We start from the raw sequence: 19,418 nt of genomic DNA on the forward strand, positions 1-19,418 counted from the left end.
CCGCCCCTCGCGTGGTGCAATTGGGTGTCGGCTCCCGTCCTAGGCTTGTTGCGTGATGACCGCCCTGCGCTCCCGGTTCTTTCCGCAGAAGGGGGAGCGACTCGAACGCGACGTGATCATCCTCGGCGTCATCGCATTCTTCGTGATGCTTGGCTTCGGCGTCGTGATCCCCGTGCTTCCCGTCTATGTGCGGAGCTTTGACGTCGGCTTTCTCGAGGTCGGCGCGGTCGTGTCGGCGTTCGCGCTCATGAGACTCATCGCGACTCCCTTCGTGGGCCGCCTCGTTGACCGCGGCGGCGAGCGCACGATCCTCGCGATCGGCATCGGTATCGTCGCGGTCTCCAGCGGCCTCGTGGGTCTCGCGGCGAACTATCCGCAGGTCCTCCTGCTGCGGGGTGCCGGCGGCATCGGCTCGGCGATGTTCTCGGTCTCGGCCATGACTTTGTTGCTCGCCACGACGGCCCCCGAACGGCGCGGGCGCGCCGTCGGCTTCTACCAGTCGGGCTTTCTCATTGGTGGCATGGCGGGACCCGGCATCGGCGGCATCCTCGCGGTCATCTCCCTCCGCGCGCCGTTCTTCTTCTACTCGGCAACCCTCGTGATCGCCGGGCTCGTGGGCCTGGTGCTACTGAGCCGAGTGGATGCCCGGCCATCCGCCGACGCTGCCGCGCGCATCCCGATGCGGCAGGTTGTGCGCGATTCCCGCTTCATCGCGGCGTGCCTCGCGAACTTCGCGCAGGGCTGGGGCTCGATGGGCGTGCGGAGCGCCCTCATCCCGGTCCTCGTCGTGGAACTGCTCCACGAGACCGCCGTGTGGACGGGCGTTGCCTTCGCGATCGCAGCCGTCGTGCAGACAATCGCCCTCGGGCCGGCCGGGCGCTTCGTCGACAGGGTGGGTCGTCGCCCGGCGATCATCGGCGCCTTCGCAGCGGCAGCCGTGCTCATGATGGCGATCCCGTTCGTGCGAAGCCTGCCGCTGCTGATCGTGCTCCTGTGTGCCTACGGTGTGGTCGCCGCCTTCATGGGCACCGCACCTGCCGCTGCGCTCGGTGACGCGGCTGGGCCCCGCAACGCGCGTCCGGTCGCCGTCTTCTCCGCATTCTCGGATGCCGGCGCGATCGTCGGTCCGCTCGTCGCCGGGGCATTGCTCGACGCGGTGTCCTACCCGGCCGCCTTCGCATCCGCCGCCGTCCTGCTGCTCGCGGCGTCACTGTTCGGACTGCGGATGCCGCGGCAGGAACGCCCCGCGACCGCCTCCCAGTGACCCTTCCCCGGGTTGCACGCGAGATGTCGAGTCTGTGAACCCAAGGTCAATGCATGCGAATACCTATTGCGTTCCGAGCCCTGTGCACTAGGGTCGGAGATAGCAGTTGCAGTACCTCGCAGATCTTGATTGACCGTTCTGGCCCTCACAGGCTGGCACGGGTTTCTTTCGGGAGCGGACGATGATCACCGCGACGAGTGGCTCCGGAGGTCGGAGTCACGCGAAGAGCTCCTGAAGGAGAAGAAAAAATGGCAACAGGAACCGTTAAGTGGTTTAACGCTGAAAAGGGATTCGGCTTCATCGCCCCCGAAGACGGCAGCCCCGATGTGTTCGCACACTACTCGGCGATCGCGACGAGCGGCTACCGCTCGCTCGACGAGAACCAGCGGGTCGAGTTCGACCTCGCTCAGGGCCCCAAGGGCCCGCAGGCGGAGAACATCCGCCCCCTCTGAGTTTGACTGAGCGCATCGCTATCGTGCGATGCGTCACGTGAGACTTCGTCGGCCCCCGCCACTCGGCGGGGGCCGACTTTTTTGTGTCCAGACGGAACACGCGGCGCACGTCCGCGTTGCATCCCGTGACAGCCGAGAGGATTGACCCTATGACCGACACCATGACACCCGAAGCCCGTCTTGCCACCTTCCGCCGCCGGCGCGACGAGTCGGTCAACCAGCCCCAGGGCAGCCTGGCGCTCACGACGACGCAGCTCATCGACTCCGAGCAGACCGTGTGGGGCGTGCCGGGAACATGGGCGCCGCTCGCTGAGGGCGGATCGGGGGTGCAGCTGACGGCCGCTGCGGCCGATGGCATCCGCGTCGATGGCGAACTCGTCGATGGTTCGGTCACCGTGCGCGGCAAGGACTCCGAGTCGCCGTCCTCGATCAGCTTCAGCGACACCGTGAGCGGCTTCGTGATCGCGGTCGACGGCGGCTATGCGCTGCGCGTGTGGGACGCCGATTCCGAGGCGATCCAGAACTTCGGCACAATCGACGCGTACCCGTTCAACCCCGACTGGGTCATCACGGGCACCTTCCGCGAGAACCCGGAGGGAACGACCCTCGGCTTCGAGCACCTCAAGGACGACGGCAAGACGCGCGAGATGGTGATCCCGGGCGAGATCTCCTTCGAGAAGGACGGCACGGAATACAACCTGGCCGCATTCAAGTCGGGGCGCGCGCTCCAACTCGTCTTCGCCGACGCCACGAACGGTGACAGCACCTACAGTGTCGGACGCTTCCTCTTCGTCGCGCCCAACCCCGATGGCACGATCACGCTCGACTTCAACCTCGCCGTGCTGCCCCCCTGTGCTTTCTCCTACGCCTTCAACTGCCCCATGCCGCCGAAGCAGAATCGGTTCGCCGTGCCGATCGAGGCGGGCGAGAAGAATGTCCTCGCGAAGGACGGGTCTCTGCTCCACTAGTGGGTTCGCGTGTAGCGCGGGAGTGTCTCGGGACCGCCTGTCGGTGGCATCCGCCAGACTTGGCTGGTGCACATCGTCGCGAGTTCCGTCCCTTCGGGGGTGCGGCTCACGACACTGGACGATGCGGGCACGCCGCGTGAGTCGAACGACGTGCCCACGAGCGCCTTCGCGGCCGAGGTGGCGCGGCGAGAGCGCGAGCGGCCGCGATGGGTGTGGGACGACACCGACCGCTGGTACCCGTCCCTGCTCGACGCCGGTGTGCGCGTGGAGCGCTGCGTCGACCTGCGCCTGAGCCGCGCCATCCTCCGTGGTTCGCCGCACACGGAGACAGCGGATGTCGCGACAGCCCCGCACGACGCGCTCGATGAGCCACCCGGCGACGGGCCCACACAGCCCGCCGCCGATGCGCTCTTCGAATTGGAGCCCGTTCACGGCCTCCCCGGCGTCGATCCCGTGGAGGAGTTCTCGCGCCAGCGTCGAGCCACGCCCAAGGCACTTGGTCTCCTGCTCTCCGCGGAGTCGGCGGGTTCCCTCGTCGCAGCCGAGATCCGGCATGTCGGCCTGCCGTGGCGCGCTGACGTGCACGAGCAACTGCTGGTGCGCGAACTCGGCCCGCGACCCAGGGCGGGCGAGAGGCCGGCGCGCATGGAGGCGCTTGCCCGCGACATCCGTGCCGCGCTGGGTGCACCCGAGGTGAATCCGGATTCCGCGGCGGCCATGCTGAAGGCGTTGCGACGTGCCGGGCTGCAGGTCGAGTCGACCAGCAAGTGGGAGTTGCAGCGCGTCGAGCATCCGGTGGTGCCTCTCCTGCTCGAGTACAAGTCGCTCGCGCGGCTTCACAGCGCGAACGGGTGGCAGTGGCTCGACAGCAACGTGCGCGACGGTCGGTTCCACCCGGACTATGTTCCCGGCGGGGTCGTGACGGGGCGCTGGGCCAGCCGCGGCGGTGGGGGAGCCCTGCAGCTGCCGAAGCAGGTACGGAGTGCTGTCCTTGCTGACCCAGGTCGGATCCTGATCGTGGCGGATGCTGCTCAACTCGAGCCGCGCATCCTCGCCGCCATGGCGAGGGATCGTGGCATGGTCGAGGCCGGCGCGCAGGGTGATCTTTACGCGGGCATCGTCGAGCGGGGTGCGGTCGCGACAAGGCAACAGGCGAAGCTCGCCATGCTTGGCGCCATGTACGGCGCGACGCAGGGTGAGAGCGGGCGGCTCATGCCCTCGCTCGCCCGTGCCTACCCCCGAGCGATAGCGCTCGTGGAGGCGGCGGCACGAGCGGGGGAGCGGGGCGAGCGGGTCTCGACACTCCTGGGGCGCGGCTCGCCGTTGCCCGGGTCGGAGTGGCGCGAGCTCCAGTCGCTCGCGAGCGCCGAGGGTGTATCAAGCGGTGTGCAGGAGCGTGCCCGCTCGGCCGCGCGCTCGTGGGGTCGCTTCACCCGCAACTTTGTCGTGCAGGGCACCGCCGCGGAGTGGGCGCTGTGCTGGATGGCGGCGCTGCGCCAGCGCCTCCACGCGCTCGACGCCACGGACCATGGCCCCCGCCTCGTGTTCTTTCTCCACGACGAGCTCGTCATCGACGCCCCGAATGCACTGGCAGATGAAGTGTCCAGGGCCGTGGCAGAAGCGGCATCCGAGGCGGGGAGGCTGCTCTTCGGAGAGCTGCCCATCCGCTTTCCCCTCACGATTGCGGCGGTCAGGAGTTACGCCGACGCCAAGTGATCGATGACGACAGCTGACAAGCGTCTTTGAATCGATGACGGATGGGGAATGACAGGCTTGTGATTAGTCCCCATGTTCCGGCATACTTCAAGGAGGCGTTCGCGCCATAATTGAAGAGTTTCGCTGCACGCAGCCTGCATTCCAGTGGTCGATGGGGAAGTCGCACCAAAGGGAATGGAGAGATTGTGGCTGCAGCAACTGCACGCGGGGTGCTTTTTGTGCACTCCGCTCCTCGCGCGCTTGCCCCGCATATCGAATGGGCCGCAGGTCGCGCTCTTGATCGCGCCGTCAGCTTCGACTGGGCCGAACAGCCCGTCCTGAAGGGCTCGCTCCGCACCGAGTTCTACTGGGAGGGTGAGCAGGGCACCGGCGCTGCCCTCGCATCCGCGCTCCGCGGCTGGGAGCACCTCCGCTACGAGGTCACCGAAGATCCGACTCCCGGCAGCGACGGTGGACGGTGGCTCCACACTCCCGACCTTGGGATCTTCTTCGCCCAGACTGACACGGCTGGCAATGTCGTCATTCCCGAGGACCGCATCCGCTACGCAATGGAGGTTGCTGGCTCCGACGCCTTCGAGCTGCACCGCGAACTGCGACTCGCACTGGGCCAGGCGTGGGATGACGAGCTCGAGGCGTTCCGCCACGCGAGCGACTCCAACCAGGTGGTGTGGCTGCACAAGGTCGGCTGACCGTACCCGCTGAGTCCCTCTCTGAGCTGGCCGCTCAGGCTGCGTAGATGGGCAGCATTCGCGCCACGTAGCGGGCCGGGTCGAAGAGCTCCCGGTCCCGCACGGCACCGCGGGAGAGCGCAAGCACGCGCTCAGGGTCGTGCGACAGCGCGGTGAGAGCGGCCGCCAGCCCCGCAGCATCCGGAGTCTCGGAGAGATAGCCGGAACTCTCGAGTCCCTCGCGAAGCTTCGGATCGCAGTACAGCACGCCCCGCCGTCGACTCACGGCCTCGGCGATCGTCATGGGCTGGTTGTCGAAGCCGAGCGAGGTGAGCACCACCATCGCCGACTCGTCCATCATCTGGAGTACTCGCTCGTGCGGCAGGTTGCCGTGCACCCGGATTTCGGGGCGATCGGCCACCACCCTGCGCAGGGCCGCCAGTTCGCTGCCGTCGCCGACAAAGTCGACCGAGAACGCCCCAGGGGCGGCCTGCAGCGCGGCGACGGCCGCCTCTGCAAACACAAGGGGGCGCTTGACGGCCTCGCATCGAGCCACCCACAGGAACGACGGATGCGCTGCCGCCTCATCCGACAGCGGCACAGACGGGCGGCCGGAGGTGGCGATGGGGTTCGGCACCACCTCGACGGGTGCCGCCACCCCCGCATCCTGCAGGTCGCGCGCCTGGTGCGCCGAGGGCGACACGACGGTGTCGGCCCGGAGCGCCATCGCAAGCGTCAGGTTGCGCAGCAGGTCATCGAAGCCGCCCCGCTGGCTCAGTGCGAGCCGGGGGATACGCGTGCCCGTGAAGCGCTCGAGCAGCGTGCGCACGAGGGGCGCGAGCGGCACGTGCCAGCGACCTTCGCTCGCCCAGTAGAAGGTGTGCACGGTGTGCACGAGGGGGATGCCCATCTCGCGTGCGACGTCTGCCGCGGCGTGCGCGAGCGCGAATTCCGTCTGCACGTGAACGACCTCGACACGCTGGCGCTCGAACACCTGGCGCAGCATCGACCGCAGGCGCGCAGTATTGGGCACGACGGGCAACAGCAGCGCAGGCAGCACGAAGTCCGGGCGCACATGCAGCTCGTCACCGTCTGCCTGGAGGCGCGCCCCTCGCATCCGCTTGGCTGAGACGAGCAGCACCTCGTGCCCCGCATCCTCCAAGGCCTTGCGCTGTTGCAGCATCGACGTCTGGGCGCCGCCCACGTAGTCGAGGAGATAGTCGCTGACGATCGCGATGCGCATCCCGCGGATGCCTAGGCGCTGCGGAACGCGGCGACGGCGTTGTGCCCGCCGAAGCCGAAGGAGTTGCTGATCGCGAGCAGCGGCCTCTCACCCAGGTCGCGGGGCGAGGTCACGACGTCGAGAGGGATCTCGGGGTCCTGCTCCGTGAGATTGATGGTCGGGGGCGCCGTGCGCTCGTGGAGGGCGAGGATCGTGAAGATCGCCTCGAGCGCCCCGGTGCCGCCCAGCAGGTGGCCCGTCGATGCCTTCGTGGCCGACACCGGGATGCTCCCGGTGCGGTCGCCGAAGATGCGCAGCAGCGCGTTGTACTCGGCGACGTCGCCGACCGGCGTGCTCGTTGCATGCGCGTTGATGTGGTCGACGTCGTCGGGCGTCGCACCAGCCTGCTCGAGGGCGGTGGCCACGGCGCGGGCCGCGCCCGAGCCCATGGGGTCTGGCGCCGTGATGTGGTGGGAGTCACTCGTGACCGCACCGCCCGCGAGTTCCGCGTAGATGCGTGCGCCGCGCGCCAGGGCGTGCTCCTCGGTCTCCAGCACGATCGCACCGGCGCCCTCGCCGAGCACGAAGCCATCGCGAGCAATGTCGTAGGGGCGCGAGGCTGCCTGGGGGTCGTCATTGCGCTTCGAGAGCGCCTGCATCGACGCGAACGCGGCGATGGGCAGCGGATGCGTCGCTGCCTCCGTGCCTCCCGCGATGACGATGTCGGCGATGCCGAGCTGCAGGTGCTCGTAGGCGTTCACGATCGACTCGGTGCCGGATGCGCACGCCGAGACCACGGTGCGGGCTCCGCCGCGCGCGGAAAGATCCATGCTGATCGCTGCCGCTGCACTGTTGGGCATGAGCATCGGCACGGTCATGGGCAGCACGCGACGCGGGCCCTTCTCGCGAAGCGTGTCCCAGGCGTCGAGCAGCGTCCACACGCCGCCGATGCCGGTGGCGAAGTCAACGAGGATGCGCTCGGGGTCGATCTCGGGAGCGCCCGCGTCGGCCCATGCCTCGCGTGCCGCGATGAGGGCGAACTGGCTGCTGGGGTCGAGACGCTTGGTCTCGACGCGCTCGAGCACTTCAGCGGCAGGCACCTTTGCCTGTCCCGCGAATGTCACGGGGAGTTCGTACTTTGCGACCCACTCCTGCTCGAGGGGGCGCACGCCGGACTCACCGGCGAGGAGTGCCCGCCAGGTGTCGGCAACGTTCCCGCCGAGGGGGGAGGTGGTGCCTAGGCCGGTGACAACGATCTTCTTGGTCATATCGAATCTCTCTGTCGAAAACAGATGACCGCGCACCGTGCGCGATCGATGGCTGCGGTGCGAGCACTTCAGCGGGGTCGACCCGAGGTTCCGGATCGACCCCGCACAGTGAGCAGCGTGTGGCTGTTCTAGCCCTGAGCGGCGACGATGAAGTTGACGGCGTCGCCGACCGTCTTCAGGTTCTTGACCTCGTCGTCCGGGATCTTCACGTCGAACTTCTCTTCTGCGTTGACGACAATGGTCATCATCGAGATGGAGTCGATGTCGAGGTCGTCGGTGAACGACTTGTCGAGCTCAACCGTGTCGGTTGCGATTCCGGTCTCGTCATTGATCAGCTCGGCGAGGCCGGCAAGAACTTCTTCGGTTGACAGTGCCATGTGTTTTCTCCTTGGGGGTGTCGTATGACCGTGGGCAAGTTTAGGGCAGAACGATGACCTGGGCGCCGAAGACGAGCCCAGCGCCGAAGCCGATCTGGAGGGCGAGTCCGCCGCTCAGTTCGGGATGCTCCTGAAGGAGGCGGTGGGTCGCGAGCGGAATCGAGGCGGCAGAGGTGTTGCCGGTCGTCGCGATGTCTCGCGCGATGACGACGGTCTCGGGGAGCTTCAGCTGCTTCGCGAACTCATCGATGATGCGCATGTTGGCCTGGTGGGGGATGAACGCCGAGAGGTCATCCGGAGTGATGCCGGCGGCCTCGATGGCACGCTTCGCGACCTTCGCCATGTCCCAGACGGCCCAGCGGAAGACCGTCTGGCCCTCCTGTCGCAGGGTCGGCCAGGCGGCGTCGCCATCGCGGTAGTCGACGAGCGTCGCGTTCATGCCCACCGCGGCGGCCTTGGAACCATCCGAGCCCCACACCGGCGCGGCGATGCCAGGGAACTCGCTCGGCCCGATCACGACGGCGCCGGCGCCATCGCCCAGTAGGAAGGAAATGGAACGGTCGGTGGGGTCGACGACATCCGAGAGCTTCTCGGCACCGATCACGAGGGCGTAGTGGGCGCCACCGCTGCGGATGAGCGCATCCGCCTGCGTGACGGCGTAGCTGAACCCGGCGCAGGCTGCATTGGCGTCGTAGGCGGCGGCGGGGTTCGCGCCCACCCTGTCGGCGACGACCGCGGCGATCGACGGCGTCTGCTGCACGTTGCTGATCGTCGCGACGATGACGAGGTCGATCTGTTCGGGGGCAACGCCCGACTTCTCGATCGCTTCGCGCGCGGCATCCGTCGCCATGTCGACAGCCAGGATGCCGACGGATGCGCGGGTGCGAGTGATGATGCCCGTGCGCTGCTGGATCCACTCATCGCTCGAGTCGATCGGCCCGACGAGGTCCTGGTTCGGAACGACCAGGTCTCCGCGGGAGGCGCCATAGCTGTAGATGCGCGTGTACTGCGCGCCGGTGGACTGGGTGAGTGTGGGGGCGGTCATGACTTCCCATCGATGAGATCGTGTGCTGCTGCGAGGTCGTCCGGGGTCTTGATGGCGACGGTCGGCACGCCGCGGAGCGCGCGCTTGGCGAGCCCGACGAGGGCGCCCGCGGGGGCCACCTCGATGAGGCCAGTCACGCCCTGCGCTGCGAATGATTCCATCGTGAGATCCCAGCGTACGGGCGAGGAGACCTGCCCGACGAGGAGGTCCACGAATGTGGCGCCGTCGCTCACCTGCGAGCCGTCACGGTTGGTCCACAGCGCAAGCGAGGGGTCGCTGGCGGTGACGTTGCTGGCGGCGTTGCGAAGGCGGTCCACGGCGGGGGCCATGTGACGGGTGTGGAACGCTCCCGCGACCTGGAGGGGAATGACGCGGGCCCCAGCGGGAGGTTCGCTCTTGAGGCGTTCGAGTGCGTCGAGCTCCCCGGCGACGACGATCTGGCCGCCCCCATTGAAGTTGGCGGGCTCGAGTCCGAGCTCGTCGAGGCGTGTGAGCAGCTCGTCCTGGTCGGCCCCGATAACGGCGCTCATGCCGGTGGGTGCGGCGGCGGCCGCCTCAGCCATGGCCGCGCCGCGCGCGGCGACGAGGCGAACCGCATCCGTGCCGCTCAGCACGCCTGCGCCGGCAGCGGCGGTGAACTCGCCGACCGAGTGGCCCGCAATGCCGCCCACGCGGTCGCGCCGCCCGTCGAGCAGGGCCTCAAGGGTCAGGATGCCGGCGGCAACGATGAGGGGTTGGGCGATTGCCGTGTCGCGAATCGTGTCGGCGTCTGAGACGGTGCCGTGCGCGGCGAGGTCCACGCCTGCGGCCGCGGAGAGCTCGTCGAGGCGCGTCGCCATCGCGGGCTCAGCGAGCCACGGGGCAAGGAACCCGGGTGTCTGGGAGCCCTGTCCTGGGCAGATGATGACGATCACTTCTCTAGTCTCCCTATCCGTGTCGAGATTGCTGTGGGGAAGCCGACGAAGATTTCGCGAAACCCTTGGAGGTGTCGTCAGTCCTCGTGTCAGTGGTGCGGGCGTCGACGGGGGAGGTGCTCGGTCTCCGCGATGGATCCGACTATGAGTGCCGCCTGCAGGATGAGGGACTCGCGCGCACCCGTGGCATCCCATCCGATCACCTCGGAGACGCGCTTCAACCGGTATCGCACGGTGTTCGGGTGCACGAAGAGCTCGCGGGCGGTCGCCTCGAGTGAACGCCCGTTGTCGAGGTAGCACCAGAGCGTGCCGAGCAGCTCGGTCGAGTGGGCCTGCAGCGGCTTGTAGATGCGATTGATCAGGGTCGATCGCGCGAGGGGGTCGCCCGCGAGGGCGCGCTCGGGCAGCAGGTCATCGGCCAGGGCGGGACGCGGGGCATTCCGCCACGAGCGTGCGACCGCGAAACCGGCGAGCGCCGCCTTCGCGCTCCGTGACGCCTCGACGAGCGAGGGCACCTCGTGGCCGAGGATGAGGTAGCCCTCGCCGAAGCCTGGCTCGAGGGCACGAGCAATGTCGAGGAAGGAGATGCGGTTCTCGGATGCCGCTTCCTCGGGCTCTTCGGAAGACGGCGTAGCCCGGCCGATGACGAGCACGAGACGGCTGCCCTGCACACCGATGAGCACGTCGGCGTCGAGGTGACGCGCCGTGCGGCGCAGCATGTCGACATCGAGCATCTTGGGGGCGGTGCCGACGAGCACCGACACCTCTCCGTGACCGTGCCACCCGAGTGCCGCGATGCGGCTGGGCAGCTCGTCGTCATACTCGCCACTGAGGATCGAGTCGACGACGAGTGCCTCGAGGCGCGCATCCCACAGGCCGCGAGCCTCGGCAGCCCTGGCATAGACGTCCGCGGCGGCGAAGGCGATCTCACGCGAGTAGAGGAGGATCGCCTCAGCGAGTGATTCGTCACGTCCCTTGATGCGCTCCTCGACGACCTCGACGGTCACCTTGATGAGCTGCAGGGTCTGCGTGAGGCTGACGGAGCGCAACAGTTCCCGAGGAGCGGCACCGAAGACATCGGCCGCGATCCATGGTGTCGACGTGGGGTCGTCATACCAGTGGATGAACGATGTGATGCCGTTCTGCGCCACCATTCCCACGGCGGAGCGCCGCCCAGGGGGCATGTCTCCGTACCAGGGGAGGGTGTCTTCGAGTCGCTTGAGCGTCGCTGTCGCGAGTTCGCCCGACATGGTCTTGAGCCAGGCGAGTGTCTGCGCCTTTGTGCGGGGTGCGGCCATCGGTTACCGGATCACCTAGCTCTCTCCGCCGGCGTTGCCGGTCGTGCCCGCCGTGACGTCGTGCAACTTGTAACGCTCGATCGCCTGTGCGGGCAGCGAGGCATCCACGGCGCCGCGAGCCGCGAGCGACTGCAGTGTGCGCACGACAATCGACGGTCCGTCGATCTTGAAGTAGCGACGCGCCGCGGCACGCGTATCGGAGAAGCCGAATCCGTCAGCACCGAGCGTTGCATAGTCGCCCGGCACGAACTGGCGGATCTGGTCGGGAACGGCGTGCATGAAGTCCGTCGCCGCGATGAACGGCCCCTCGCTGTCCTGCAGCTTCTGCGTGACATAGGGGACCCGCTGCTCGCCGCCCGGGTTCATGAAGTTGTGCTCGTCGGCCTCGAGGCCCTCCCGTCGAAGCTCGGTCCACGAGGTGACCGACCACACATCGGCCGAGACGCCCCAGTCGTTCGCGAGGAGCTCCTGCGCCTCGAGTGCCCACGGCACCGAGACGCCCGAGGCGAGCAGTTGTGCCTTGGGGCCGGATGCCTCGCTCGCCTTGAGGCGGTAGATGCCCTTCAGCAGGCCATCGACGTCGAGGTTCTCGGGCTCGGCGGGCTGGGGAAGCGGCTCGTTGTACACCGTGAGGTAGTACATGACGTTGGGGTCCGGGTGCTCGCCCCCGTACATCCGCTCGATGCCAGCCTTGACGATGTGCCCCAGCTCGTAGCCCCACGCGGGGTCGTAGGTGATGACAGCGGGGTTCGTCGATGCGAGCAGGGGCGAGTGCCCGTCAGCGTGCTGGAGGCCCTCTCCCGTCAGCGTCGTGCGACCGGCAGTCGCGCCGATGATGAAGCCGCGTGCCATCTGGTCGCCGGCCGCCCACATCGCGTCGCCTGTGCGCTGGAATCCGAACATCGAGTAGAAGACGTAGACAGGGATGAGCGGCTCGCCGTGCGTCGCATAGGAGGTTCCGACGCCCGTGAAGGCGGCGAAGGCCCCGGCCTCGTTGATGCCGGTGTGGAGGATCTGGCCCTGCACGCTCTCCTTGTAGGCGAGCAGCAGCTCCCGGTCGACCGAAGTGTAGTGCATCCCGTTGGGGTTGTAGATCTTCGCAGTCGGGAAGTAGGCATCCATACCGAAGGTGCGCGCCTCGTCGGGGATGATCGGCACGATTCGAGCACCGAAGTCCTTCGAGCGGAGGAGGTCCTTCAGCAGGCGGGCGAACGCCATGGTGGTGGCGATCTCCTGCTTGCCGGAACCCTTGCGCACGACGTCGTAGGTCGAGGCATCCGGCACCGACACCTGCGTGTAGCGCGAACGACGCTCCGGCAGGTAGCCGCCGAGTGTGCGCCGGCGCTCGTGCATGTACTCGATTGCCTCGTCGCGCTCCCCAGGGTGGTAGAACGGCGGGCGGTACGGGTCCTCCTCAAGCTGGGCATCCGAGATCGGCACGCGCATCTCGTCGCGGAACTGCTTGAGGTCGGCCAGCGTGAGCTTCTTCATCTGGTGCGTCGCGTTGCGACCCTCGAAGGACTTGCCGAGGCCGTAGCCCTTGATGGTGTGGGCGAGGATGACGGTCGGCTGGCCCTTGTGCTCGGATGCCGCCTTGAAGGCCGCGTAGACCTTGCGATAGTCGTGGCCACCACGCTTGAGGCCCCAGACCTGCTCGTCGGTGTAGTCCTTGACGAGCTCGAGGGTGCGCGGGTCGCGGCCGAAGAAGTGCTCGCGCACGTAGGCGCCGTCCTCCGCCTTGTAGGTCTGGTAGTCGCCATCCGGCGTCACGTTCATGAGATTGACGAGCGCGCCGTCGTGGTCGCGGGCAAGGAGGTCGTCCCATTCGCGGCCCCACACGACCTTGATGACGTTCCAGCCAGCACCGCGGAAGAAGCTTTCAAGCTCCTGGATGATCTTGCCGTTGCCGCGTACCGGTCCGTCCAGGCGCTGGAGGTTGCAGTTGATGACGAAGTTGAGGTTGTCGAGCCCGTCGTTCGCCGCGAGCTGCAGTGCGCCGCGTGACTCCACCTCGTCCATCTCGCCATCGCCGAGGAAGGCCCAGACCTGCGAGTCCGAGAGATCCTTGATGCCGCGGTTGGTCAGGTAACGGTTCGTCTGCGCCTGGTAGATCGCGTTGATCGGGCCGAGACCCATCGAGACGGTGGGGAACTGCCAGTAGTTCGGCATGAGGCGCGGGTGCGGATAGGACGAGAGCCCGTAGGGTGCGCGGGACTTCTCCTGCCGGAAGCTGTCGAGCTGCTCCTCGCCGAGACGTCCCTCGAGGAAGGAGCGGGCATACATACCGGGGGAGGCGTGACCCTGGTAGAAGATCTGGTCTCCGCCGCCGGGGTGGTCCTGTCCGCGGAAGAAGTGGTTGTGGCCGACCTCATAGAGGGATGCCGAGGATGCGTAGGTCGAAATGTGCCCGCCGACCGAGATGTCGGGGCGCTGGGCGCGGTGCACGGTGATGGCGGCATTCCAGCGGATCCACGCGCGGTAGCGGCGCTCGATGTCCTCATCGCCCGGGAACTCAGGTTCATTCTCGGCAGCGATCGTGTTGATGTAGTCCGTCGTGGGCACCATGGGCACCCCGAGCTGCAGTTCCTTCGAGCGCTTGAGCAGGCTCAGCATGATCTCGCGGCCGCGGCCGCGACCCTGTCCGGCGACGACCCCGTCCAGGGATTCCTGCCACTCGGCTGTCTCTTCGGGGTCCGCGTCGATGTGGTTCACCGAGTACGGGTCCTGGTCGTGAATAGTCACGGTCTTGCCTCACTTAGCTCTGCGGACTGTGGTCCCGCGCATCATGCGGCCGGGTCTCGACTCGACGTTGGGCGGGCTTCACCATCCTAGTTACAGACAAGGCCGCCGGTTTGGATGATTCCAACAGCGATCGATACTGTTTCGAGCATCCGCCCACCAATCAGCACCAACGCAAGGATGGCATCGATGACTGCAGAGATCGGCGAGAACGCCCCGGAATTCTCCCTCGAGGACCAGTTCGGACAGACGATCGAACTCAGTCGCCTGCTCGAGTCGAAGCCCGTCGCGCTCGTCTTCTTCCCCCTCGCGTTCACCGGGATCTGCACGGGCGAGCTCTGCGAGCTGCGCGACAACCTGGCCATGTTCGACGACGCGGGAGTCGAGCTCGTGGCGATCTCGGTCAACAACAAGGCGACACTGCGCGAGTTCGCGGAGCGGGAGGGCTACAGCTTCACGCTTCTCGGCGATTTCTGGCCCCACGGTGAGGTCGCGCAGAAGTACGGCGTGTTCCTCGAAGGGCCGGGCATCGCCACGCGGGCGACCTTCGTGATTGGCCGTGATGGCGTGATTGCCGCCAAGTTCGTCAACGCCCCGGGCGAGGCGCGCGACCTCACCGCCTATCGTGAGGCCATCGCCGCCGTCAGCTAAGGCTTGAGGGTCACAGCCCTGTACTATGGAGCGCGTCCCTCAGGGACGTGAGGGCCTTTAGCTCAGCTGGTAGAGCGCCACGTTTACACCGTGGATGTCGTCGGTTCGATCCCGGCAGGGCCCACATACAAGTCTTGTGTGCTGTGAGTCTTCTTCGAATGCGCTCCGTATCGCTAGTATTTGGCCATGGATGATGCCCGGGGCCCCGACGTAGAGCCGATCCGTCGGCGCACGACGTGGCAGCACACGGATGACTCATCTTCACAGCTCGACCGTCATGATGACGATGCCCTGGCCGACGCCCTCGCTGCGGAAGTCGCCGCAGTTACCTCGTCAATTCCGGTGATCAACGGCGGTGCCCGCACCGCGTCGTACTCCGAGGCTGACCTATTCGCAGCGCTCATGGACGACGCTCAGCCGCAATCGCGTGTCGAACTGCCGCAGGAGGTCGCCGCAGATCAGCAGCCGTATCCCTTTGCGGCGTTCATGCACGAGACACGGCCGGAACCGGCCGTTGAGGAGCCGACGGTCGTCGAATCGCCTGCTGGAGGGAGTGCTCTCGGGGAGTTCGTCACTGATGCGCAGACCGAAAGCGCCACGCCCACTGCCACCGGACCGCCAGCCGTTGCTGAGGCAGTAGACCTTGACGAGGGCTTTCTGCCATCCGTTCCACCGGTCGGCGCTTCTGACGAGCCGGGGTCCTCTCGCGTGTCAATGCCGCCGCAGTATGCACCGAGCCAGGGGGAGTGGCGCGACCTCGCCCTATACCCGTTCCCCTCGGCCATCGACTCGTCCTCACCCGATCCTGAACCAGTACTCGCCGTTGAGCCGGAACCGGAGCCGGAGCCGGAGCCGGAGCCGGGTGCGGAGGCTCCTGTGCTGATCGACGCGGCGCCATTCGCGCCTGAGCACTCCGCTGAGGCTGCGCACTCCGCTGAGCCTGAGCACTCCTCGGAGCCTGAGCACTCCGCTGAACCTGAGCACTCCTTCGAGGCTGCGCACCTCATGCCGCCGCCGCTCGTGGAGCCGCCGGCACCGTTCGCGCCACCAACGAGTGGTGGCGAAGCAGCGGGCCGTTCGTTCGGGTCGCTCCTCGAGACGGCCCCTCCGCCGACTCCCGGGAGCATGGCAGTGCCCCCGCCAGGCTCTCAGCTGCCTGAGCCACCCCGCCTGCGTTCTCTCGACGATGACGCCCTCGCCTCAGTCCTGAACCGCACGACGGAGAACATCGGTGTCGCAGGGGCGCTTGCCGAGCTCGAGGTGCAGATGCAGCTCCGGGACGAGGACGCTCGGGAGTTCGAGACGTGGGAGCGGTCACTCCGCGCTATCGGCACGAACGAGGCGCTGAGCGCAATTGAGAGCGCGCGAGAGCGTTTCGCTGCCCGGTTTACGATCCCGTTCCTCACGGACGAGCCCGCGTCGCCTCCGATGCAGGAGCCGACCTTCGCGTCTTCCGCCGCAGACGTGCCCACCGCCCCGTATGATCCCTTCGCCGACAGCGACTCCGAAACCATGGTTCCGGGCCGCGCGGATGCCCCAGCTGCGGCGCCGTCGTTGCCGTCGACTGGTGAAGGCCGGCTGCTCGACGACGAGTTCGCAGATTCCCAGCACGTCGACGAGACGGACTGGGTGAGCATCCTGAGCCAGGAACCGGCACCCACAGCGGTCGAAGCACCGGCAGCCATTCCGCTCCCGAGCGACCTGCCACAGCCAGCGCAGGCGCCCCACGACGACGCTCCGGTGCTCGCGGACGAGTCGGTCGTGCGTCAGCGCGCCTTCTCGCTCGAAGCTAACAATGGCGAGCCGACGCTCCTGGAGTATCGTGCGGGCCGCGCGACTCGGATGTTCTGGCAGTGGTTCGCCGTCAACTCCTCCATCGCAAGCATCGGGGTCGGCGCCGTCATCTTCGGCTTGGGGCTGAGCGTGCGGCAGGCGCTCGTCGCCGTCCTGGCCGGTGTCGCCCTCTCGCTCCTCCCGCTCGGCCTCGCGACCCTCGCGGGCAAGTGGAGTGGCCAGCCCACCATGGTCGTGTCCCGGGCCGCATTCGGCGTCGTGGGCAACCTTGTGCCTGCGCTGCTCGCCGTGATCACCCGCGTCTTCTGGGGTGGTGCCATCCTCTGGGTGATCGCCGTCGCTGCCCAGGAGACGACTCGTCTCGCGAGCGGCGGGTCCGCACCCGCGTGGCTCGGGTTGGCAGCGCTCGGCGCCGCCGTCGTGATCGCGACCCTAGTTGCCCTCTTCGGTTATGCGCTGCTCGTGCGCTTCGCACTCGTGTTGGGGCTCATCAGCGCCGTGCTCATCGTCGGCGTGGTGGCCCTGACCGCGTCGAGCATCGACATCGGCGCCGCCCTGCTCGTGGGCGACGGGTCGTGGGCGCAGGTCATCACGGGCTCCGTCCTCGTCTTCAGCGTGCTCGGCCTTGCGTGGGCGAACGCGGGTTCGGAGGTCGCGCGGTACCAGCGCCCCGGTGGCTCCGGCGCAGCATCCATCGCGTTCACGATGGCTGGCGCGGCGATTCCTGCCCTCCTGCTCCTCGGCTACGGCGTGCTGCTTGCGGCATCAGGCGGCCAATTCGACGACCTTGCCTCTGAGCCGCTCGGCACTCTCGCTTCTGTGCTGCCGGCCTGGGCGCTCATGCCGCTGCTCGCTGCGCTCTCCCTCGGCCTCATCTGTTCGCTCGTGCTCACGGTGTACTCCGGCGGGTTCTCGCTGCAGGCCGCGGGTGTGACGCTGCCGCGGAGCGCGAGCACGCTTGTCATCGCTGCGGCCACTGCCGCCGCCGGCCTCGCGCTTGTCGCGGCAGGCAGCGGCATCCGGGACCTCCTTGTCGACGCCGTGACCACGCTTGCCGTGCCCGTCGCCGCCTGGGTCGGAATCTTCGCCTGCGACCTCATGATTCGCAACGAGCGCTTCGATGGCGCTGCGCTCATGCGTCGGCGCAGCACCTATGGAGACGTCAACTGGGTCAATCTCGGGATGCTGCTGCTGGCCTCCGCTATCGGTTTCGGCTTCACCTCGGCGGCCGTCTCCGGGCTCGACTGGCAGGGATACCTCTGGCCGCTCCTCGGCGTCACGGCAGAGAGCGCACTGGCGGTGAGCGACATCGGCGTCATCATCGCGCTTGTGCTCGGCCTGCTCGCGCCCCTCGTCGCTGGCGTCCCTCGCATCCGTGCACAGGAGCGCGCGAGCCGTTGACCGACGCTCTCGTCGATAGAATTACTGGATGCCAGTTTCTGTCAATCAGGTGACCCACGCGGTCGAGACCCTGTGGCCTGCAGCGGGCGCCGAGTCATGGGACGCGGTGGGGCTCCTCGCAGGTGATCCAGGTGCCACGGTCGAGCGGATCCACCTCGCCGTTGACGCCGTGCTCGATACGGCGGAGGAAGCGGTTGCCGCCGACGCCGACCTGCTCCTCGTGCATCACCCGCTCCTGCTCAGGGGCGTCACCTCAGTGGCAGAGGACCGCTACAAGGGCGCGGTCGTGGCGAGGCTCATCCGTGGTGGTTGCGCCCTGATCGCCGCCCACACCAATGCGGATGTCGTCGAATCCGGCACCTCGGCGGCCCTGGCCTCGCGGCTGGGGCTCGAAGACCTGGCGCCGATCGTCCCCGGGACGATCGCGTCGCGTGGTCTCGGCCGCACTGGCCGGCTGCCGCAGCCCACGACCCTTGGGCGCCTCGCCCGCAGCCTCGGCGACATCCTGCCCGCGACTGCCTCCGGCATCCGCGTCGCGGGTGACTATGAACGCCCCGTGTCCCGTGTGGCACTGTGCGCGGGCGCGGGAGACTCGCTTCTCGGGCATCCCTCGGTGACGGATGCGGATGTCTACATCACCTCAGACCTGCGACACCACCCGGCGTCGGAAGCGCGCGAGGCACTGCGTCTCGGGCACGGTCCTGCGCTCATCGATGTCTCCCACTGGGCGTCGGAGTGGCTCTGGCTCGACACCGCGGCCGAGCAGTTGCGCGACGCCCTTCCCGGCGTGACGGTCACCGTCAGCGAACTGCGCACCGACCCCTGGGACTTCTGCATCGTGCAGTGAGCACGACCCACCTCTCTACAGAAAGTGTGACTATGGCGCTCAAGGCGACACCCGAATCCCAGGCTGCGCTGTTGTCGCTGCAGGCCAGCGACATGCGCCTGCAGCAGCTCGCGCACCAGACGAAGACGATCCCTCAGCTGGCGCGGCTCGCGGAGTTGACGGTCGAGTCGGAGCGCCTGCGCCAACAGCTCCTCGCCGACATGGGCGCCGTCGAAGACGCGCGCCTGGAATTGGGAAGGGTCGAGTCCGATGTTGCCGTCGTCGAGGCCCGCATGGCGCGCGACGCGGAGCGGATCGCCGGTTCCTCCTCGGCGAAGGATGTCGCGGGTCTCGAACACGAGATCGAATCGCTGCGTCGGCGGCGCGACGACCTGGAGGAGATCCAACTCGGCGTGATGGAGCGACTCGAGGGTCTTGAGGTGCAGGCCGAAGAGAGCAAGCGACAGCGGGACGCGGTGCTCGAGGAGATCCGCACGGTCGAGGAGGAGCGCGATATCGCCTTCGCCTCCATTGAGAACGAACGTAAGCATGCGCAGGCGAACCGCACGGAGATCGCCGCGACGATTCCGGATGAACTCCTCGCGCTCTACGAGCGCCAGCGTGAGCGCTATGGAGCAGGAGCATCGCACCTTCGTGGCGGAGTGTCGTCCGCGAGCGGTGTGCGCCTCACGGAGAGTGACATGGCGCGCATCAGGGCGGCGGCTCCGGACGACGTCATCATGTGTCCTGACTCCGAAGCCATCCTCGTTCGCACCGACGAGTCCGGTCTCTAGCCAGCGCAGACGGAGCGGGCG

The 19,418-nt window shown here is 67.6% G+C and carries 16 protein-coding genes and 1 tRNA gene; 10 read left to right on the plus strand and 7 right to left on the minus strand.

The window, feature by feature from the left end; translation table 11 throughout:
- The first annotated feature begins 55 nt into the window (after positions 1–55).
- The 5 genes from ACIQK7_RS11085 to ACIQK7_RS11105 all read left to right on the plus strand — a co-directional run bounded on the left by ACIQK7_RS11085 (position 56) and on the right by ACIQK7_RS11105 (position 5,089).
- Entirely contained in the window at positions 56–1,264 is a 1,209-nt protein-coding gene (locus ACIQK7_RS11085) for an MFS transporter (RefSeq protein WP_403025687.1), read from the plus strand.
- 248 nt (positions 1,265–1,512) lie between these two features.
- Positions 1,513–1,716, plus strand: coding sequence for a cold-shock protein (locus ACIQK7_RS11090; RefSeq protein ID WP_325208794.1), 204 nt, complete (start codon positions 1,513–1,515; stop codon positions 1,714–1,716).
- Between the two features lie 149 nt (positions 1,717–1,865).
- The gene (locus ACIQK7_RS11095) at positions 1,866–2,684 is read left to right on the plus strand and encodes a DUF1684 domain-containing protein (RefSeq protein WP_403024702.1); all 819 of its coding nucleotides are present in this window, start codon (positions 1,866–1,868) and stop codon (positions 2,682–2,684) included.
- 66 nt (positions 2,685–2,750) lie between these two features.
- A complete protein-coding gene (locus tag ACIQK7_RS11100; RefSeq protein WP_403024704.1) occupies positions 2,751–4,400 on the plus strand; it encodes a bifunctional 3'-5' exonuclease/DNA polymerase in 1,650 nt (549 codons plus the stop codon).
- A 185-nt stretch (positions 4,401–4,585) separates the two neighbouring features.
- Positions 4,586–5,089 carry a DUF3145 domain-containing protein gene (locus tag ACIQK7_RS11105; RefSeq protein WP_325208791.1) on the plus strand — a complete coding sequence of 168 codons (504 nt, stop codon included), beginning with the start codon at positions 4,586–4,588 and terminating at the stop codon, positions 5,087–5,089.
- A 34-nt stretch (positions 5,090–5,123) separates the two neighbouring features.
- On the opposite strand, the gene ACIQK7_RS11110 is transcribed toward ACIQK7_RS11105, so the two are convergent.
- From ACIQK7_RS11110 to aceE, 7 genes are all read right to left on the minus strand, one after another.
- Entirely contained in the window at positions 5,124–6,311 is a 1,188-nt protein-coding gene (locus ACIQK7_RS11110) for a glycosyltransferase family 4 protein (RefSeq protein ID WP_325208790.1), read from the minus strand.
- A gap of 11 nt (positions 6,312–6,322) precedes the next feature.
- Positions 6,323–7,558: a beta-ketoacyl-[acyl-carrier-protein] synthase family protein gene (locus tag ACIQK7_RS11115; protein ID WP_403024708.1), complete on the minus strand. Its 1,236-nt coding sequence runs from the start codon at positions 7,556–7,558 to the stop codon at positions 6,323–6,325.
- A gap of 128 nt (positions 7,559–7,686) precedes the next feature.
- Positions 7,687–7,935, minus strand: coding sequence for an acyl carrier protein (locus tag ACIQK7_RS11120; protein WP_325208788.1), 249 nt, complete (start codon positions 7,933–7,935; stop codon positions 7,687–7,689).
- A gap of 40 nt (positions 7,936–7,975) precedes the next feature.
- Positions 7,976–8,980, minus strand: a complete 1,005-nt coding sequence (locus tag ACIQK7_RS11125; RefSeq protein ID WP_403024712.1) for a beta-ketoacyl-ACP synthase III — start codon at positions 8,978–8,980, stop codon at positions 7,976–7,978.
- Positions 8,977–9,894 carry an ACP S-malonyltransferase gene (locus tag ACIQK7_RS11130; RefSeq protein ID WP_403024714.1) on the minus strand — a complete coding sequence of 306 codons (918 nt, stop codon included), beginning with the start codon at positions 9,892–9,894 and terminating at the stop codon, positions 8,977–8,979. The genes ACIQK7_RS11125 and ACIQK7_RS11130 overlap by 4 nt, the downstream gene beginning before the upstream one ends.
- 89 nt (positions 9,895–9,983) lie before the next feature.
- The gene (locus tag ACIQK7_RS11135; protein ID WP_325208785.1) at positions 9,984–11,192 is read right to left on the minus strand and encodes a helix-turn-helix domain-containing protein; all 1,209 of its coding nucleotides are present in this window, start codon (positions 11,190–11,192) and stop codon (positions 9,984–9,986) included.
- Between the two features lie 15 nt (positions 11,193–11,207).
- Positions 11,208–13,934 (minus strand): pyruvate dehydrogenase (acetyl-transferring), homodimeric type, encoded by a 2,727-nt coding sequence (aceE, locus tag ACIQK7_RS11140; protein WP_403024716.1) that lies wholly within the window; start codon positions 13,932–13,934, stop codon positions 11,208–11,210.
- A gap of 186 nt (positions 13,935–14,120) precedes the next feature.
- Between aceE and ACIQK7_RS11145 the strand changes: the two genes are divergently transcribed.
- The 5 genes from ACIQK7_RS11145 to ACIQK7_RS11165 all read left to right on the plus strand — a co-directional run bounded on the left by ACIQK7_RS11145 (position 14,121) and on the right by ACIQK7_RS11165 (position 19,397).
- The gene (locus ACIQK7_RS11145) at positions 14,121–14,582 is read left to right on the plus strand and encodes a peroxiredoxin (RefSeq protein ID WP_403024718.1); all 462 of its coding nucleotides are present in this window, start codon (positions 14,121–14,123) and stop codon (positions 14,580–14,582) included.
- A 51-nt stretch (positions 14,583–14,633) separates the two neighbouring features.
- Positions 14,634–14,706 (plus strand) — tRNA-Val (locus tag ACIQK7_RS11150).
- 62 nt (positions 14,707–14,768) lie between these two features.
- On the plus strand, positions 14,769–17,777 hold the full coding sequence (locus ACIQK7_RS11155) for a cytosine permease (protein WP_403024720.1): 3,009 nt from the start codon (positions 14,769–14,771) through the stop codon (positions 17,775–17,777).
- A 28-nt stretch (positions 17,778–17,805) separates the two neighbouring features.
- Complete coding sequence (locus tag ACIQK7_RS11160) at positions 17,806–18,624, plus strand: Nif3-like dinuclear metal center hexameric protein (protein WP_403024723.1); 819 nt, start codon at positions 17,806–17,808, stop codon at positions 18,622–18,624.
- 32 nt (positions 18,625–18,656) lie between these two features.
- The gene (locus tag ACIQK7_RS11165) at positions 18,657–19,397 is read left to right on the plus strand and encodes a zinc ribbon domain-containing protein (RefSeq protein WP_403024726.1); all 741 of its coding nucleotides are present in this window, start codon (positions 18,657–18,659) and stop codon (positions 19,395–19,397) included.
- Positions 19,398–19,418: the final 21 nt, after the last annotated feature.

This window comes from Salinibacterium sp. GXW1014, assembly GCF_044769865.1.
Lineage (GTDB): Bacteria > Actinomycetota > Actinomycetes > Actinomycetales > Microbacteriaceae > Homoserinimonas.

What these genes read in the sequence shown, in the direction of transcription:
- ACIQK7_RS11085 (WP_403025687.1), top strand. Translation starts at nt 56, where the DNA reads ATGACCGCCCTGCGCTCCCGGTTCTTTCCGCAGAAGGGGGAGCGACTC.
- ACIQK7_RS11090 (WP_325208794.1), top strand. Translation starts at nt 1,513, where the DNA reads ATGGCAACAGGAACCGTTAAGTGGTTTAACGCTGAAAAGGGATTCGGC.
- ACIQK7_RS11095 (WP_403024702.1), top strand. Translation starts at nt 1,866, where the DNA reads ATGACCGACACCATGACACCCGAAGCCCGTCTTGCCACCTTCCGCCGC.
- ACIQK7_RS11110 (WP_325208790.1), bottom strand. Translation starts at nt 6,311, where the DNA reads ATGCGCATCGCGATCGTCAGCGACTATCTCCTCGACTACGTGGGCGGC.
- ACIQK7_RS11115 (WP_403024708.1), bottom strand. Translation starts at nt 7,558, where the DNA reads ATGACCAAGAAGATCGTTGTCACCGGCCTAGGCACCACCTCCCCCCTC.
- ACIQK7_RS11120 (WP_325208788.1), bottom strand. Translation starts at nt 7,935, where the DNA reads ATGGCACTGTCAACCGAAGAAGTTCTTGCCGGCCTCGCCGAGCTGATC.
- ACIQK7_RS11125 (WP_403024712.1), bottom strand. Translation starts at nt 8,980, where the DNA reads ATGACCGCCCCCACACTCACCCAGTCCACCGGCGCGCAGTACACGCGC.
- ACIQK7_RS11135 (WP_325208785.1), bottom strand. Translation starts at nt 11,192, where the DNA reads ATGGCCGCACCCCGCACAAAGGCGCAGACACTCGCCTGGCTCAAGACC.
- ACIQK7_RS11145 (WP_403024718.1), top strand. Translation starts at nt 14,121, where the DNA reads ATGACTGCAGAGATCGGCGAGAACGCCCCGGAATTCTCCCTCGAGGAC.
- ACIQK7_RS11155 (WP_403024720.1), top strand. Translation starts at nt 14,769, where the DNA reads ATGGATGATGCCCGGGGCCCCGACGTAGAGCCGATCCGTCGGCGCACG.
- ACIQK7_RS11160 (WP_403024723.1), top strand. Translation starts at nt 17,806, where the DNA reads ATGCCAGTTTCTGTCAATCAGGTGACCCACGCGGTCGAGACCCTGTGG.
- ACIQK7_RS11165 (WP_403024726.1), top strand. Translation starts at nt 18,657, where the DNA reads ATGGCGCTCAAGGCGACACCCGAATCCCAGGCTGCGCTGTTGTCGCTG.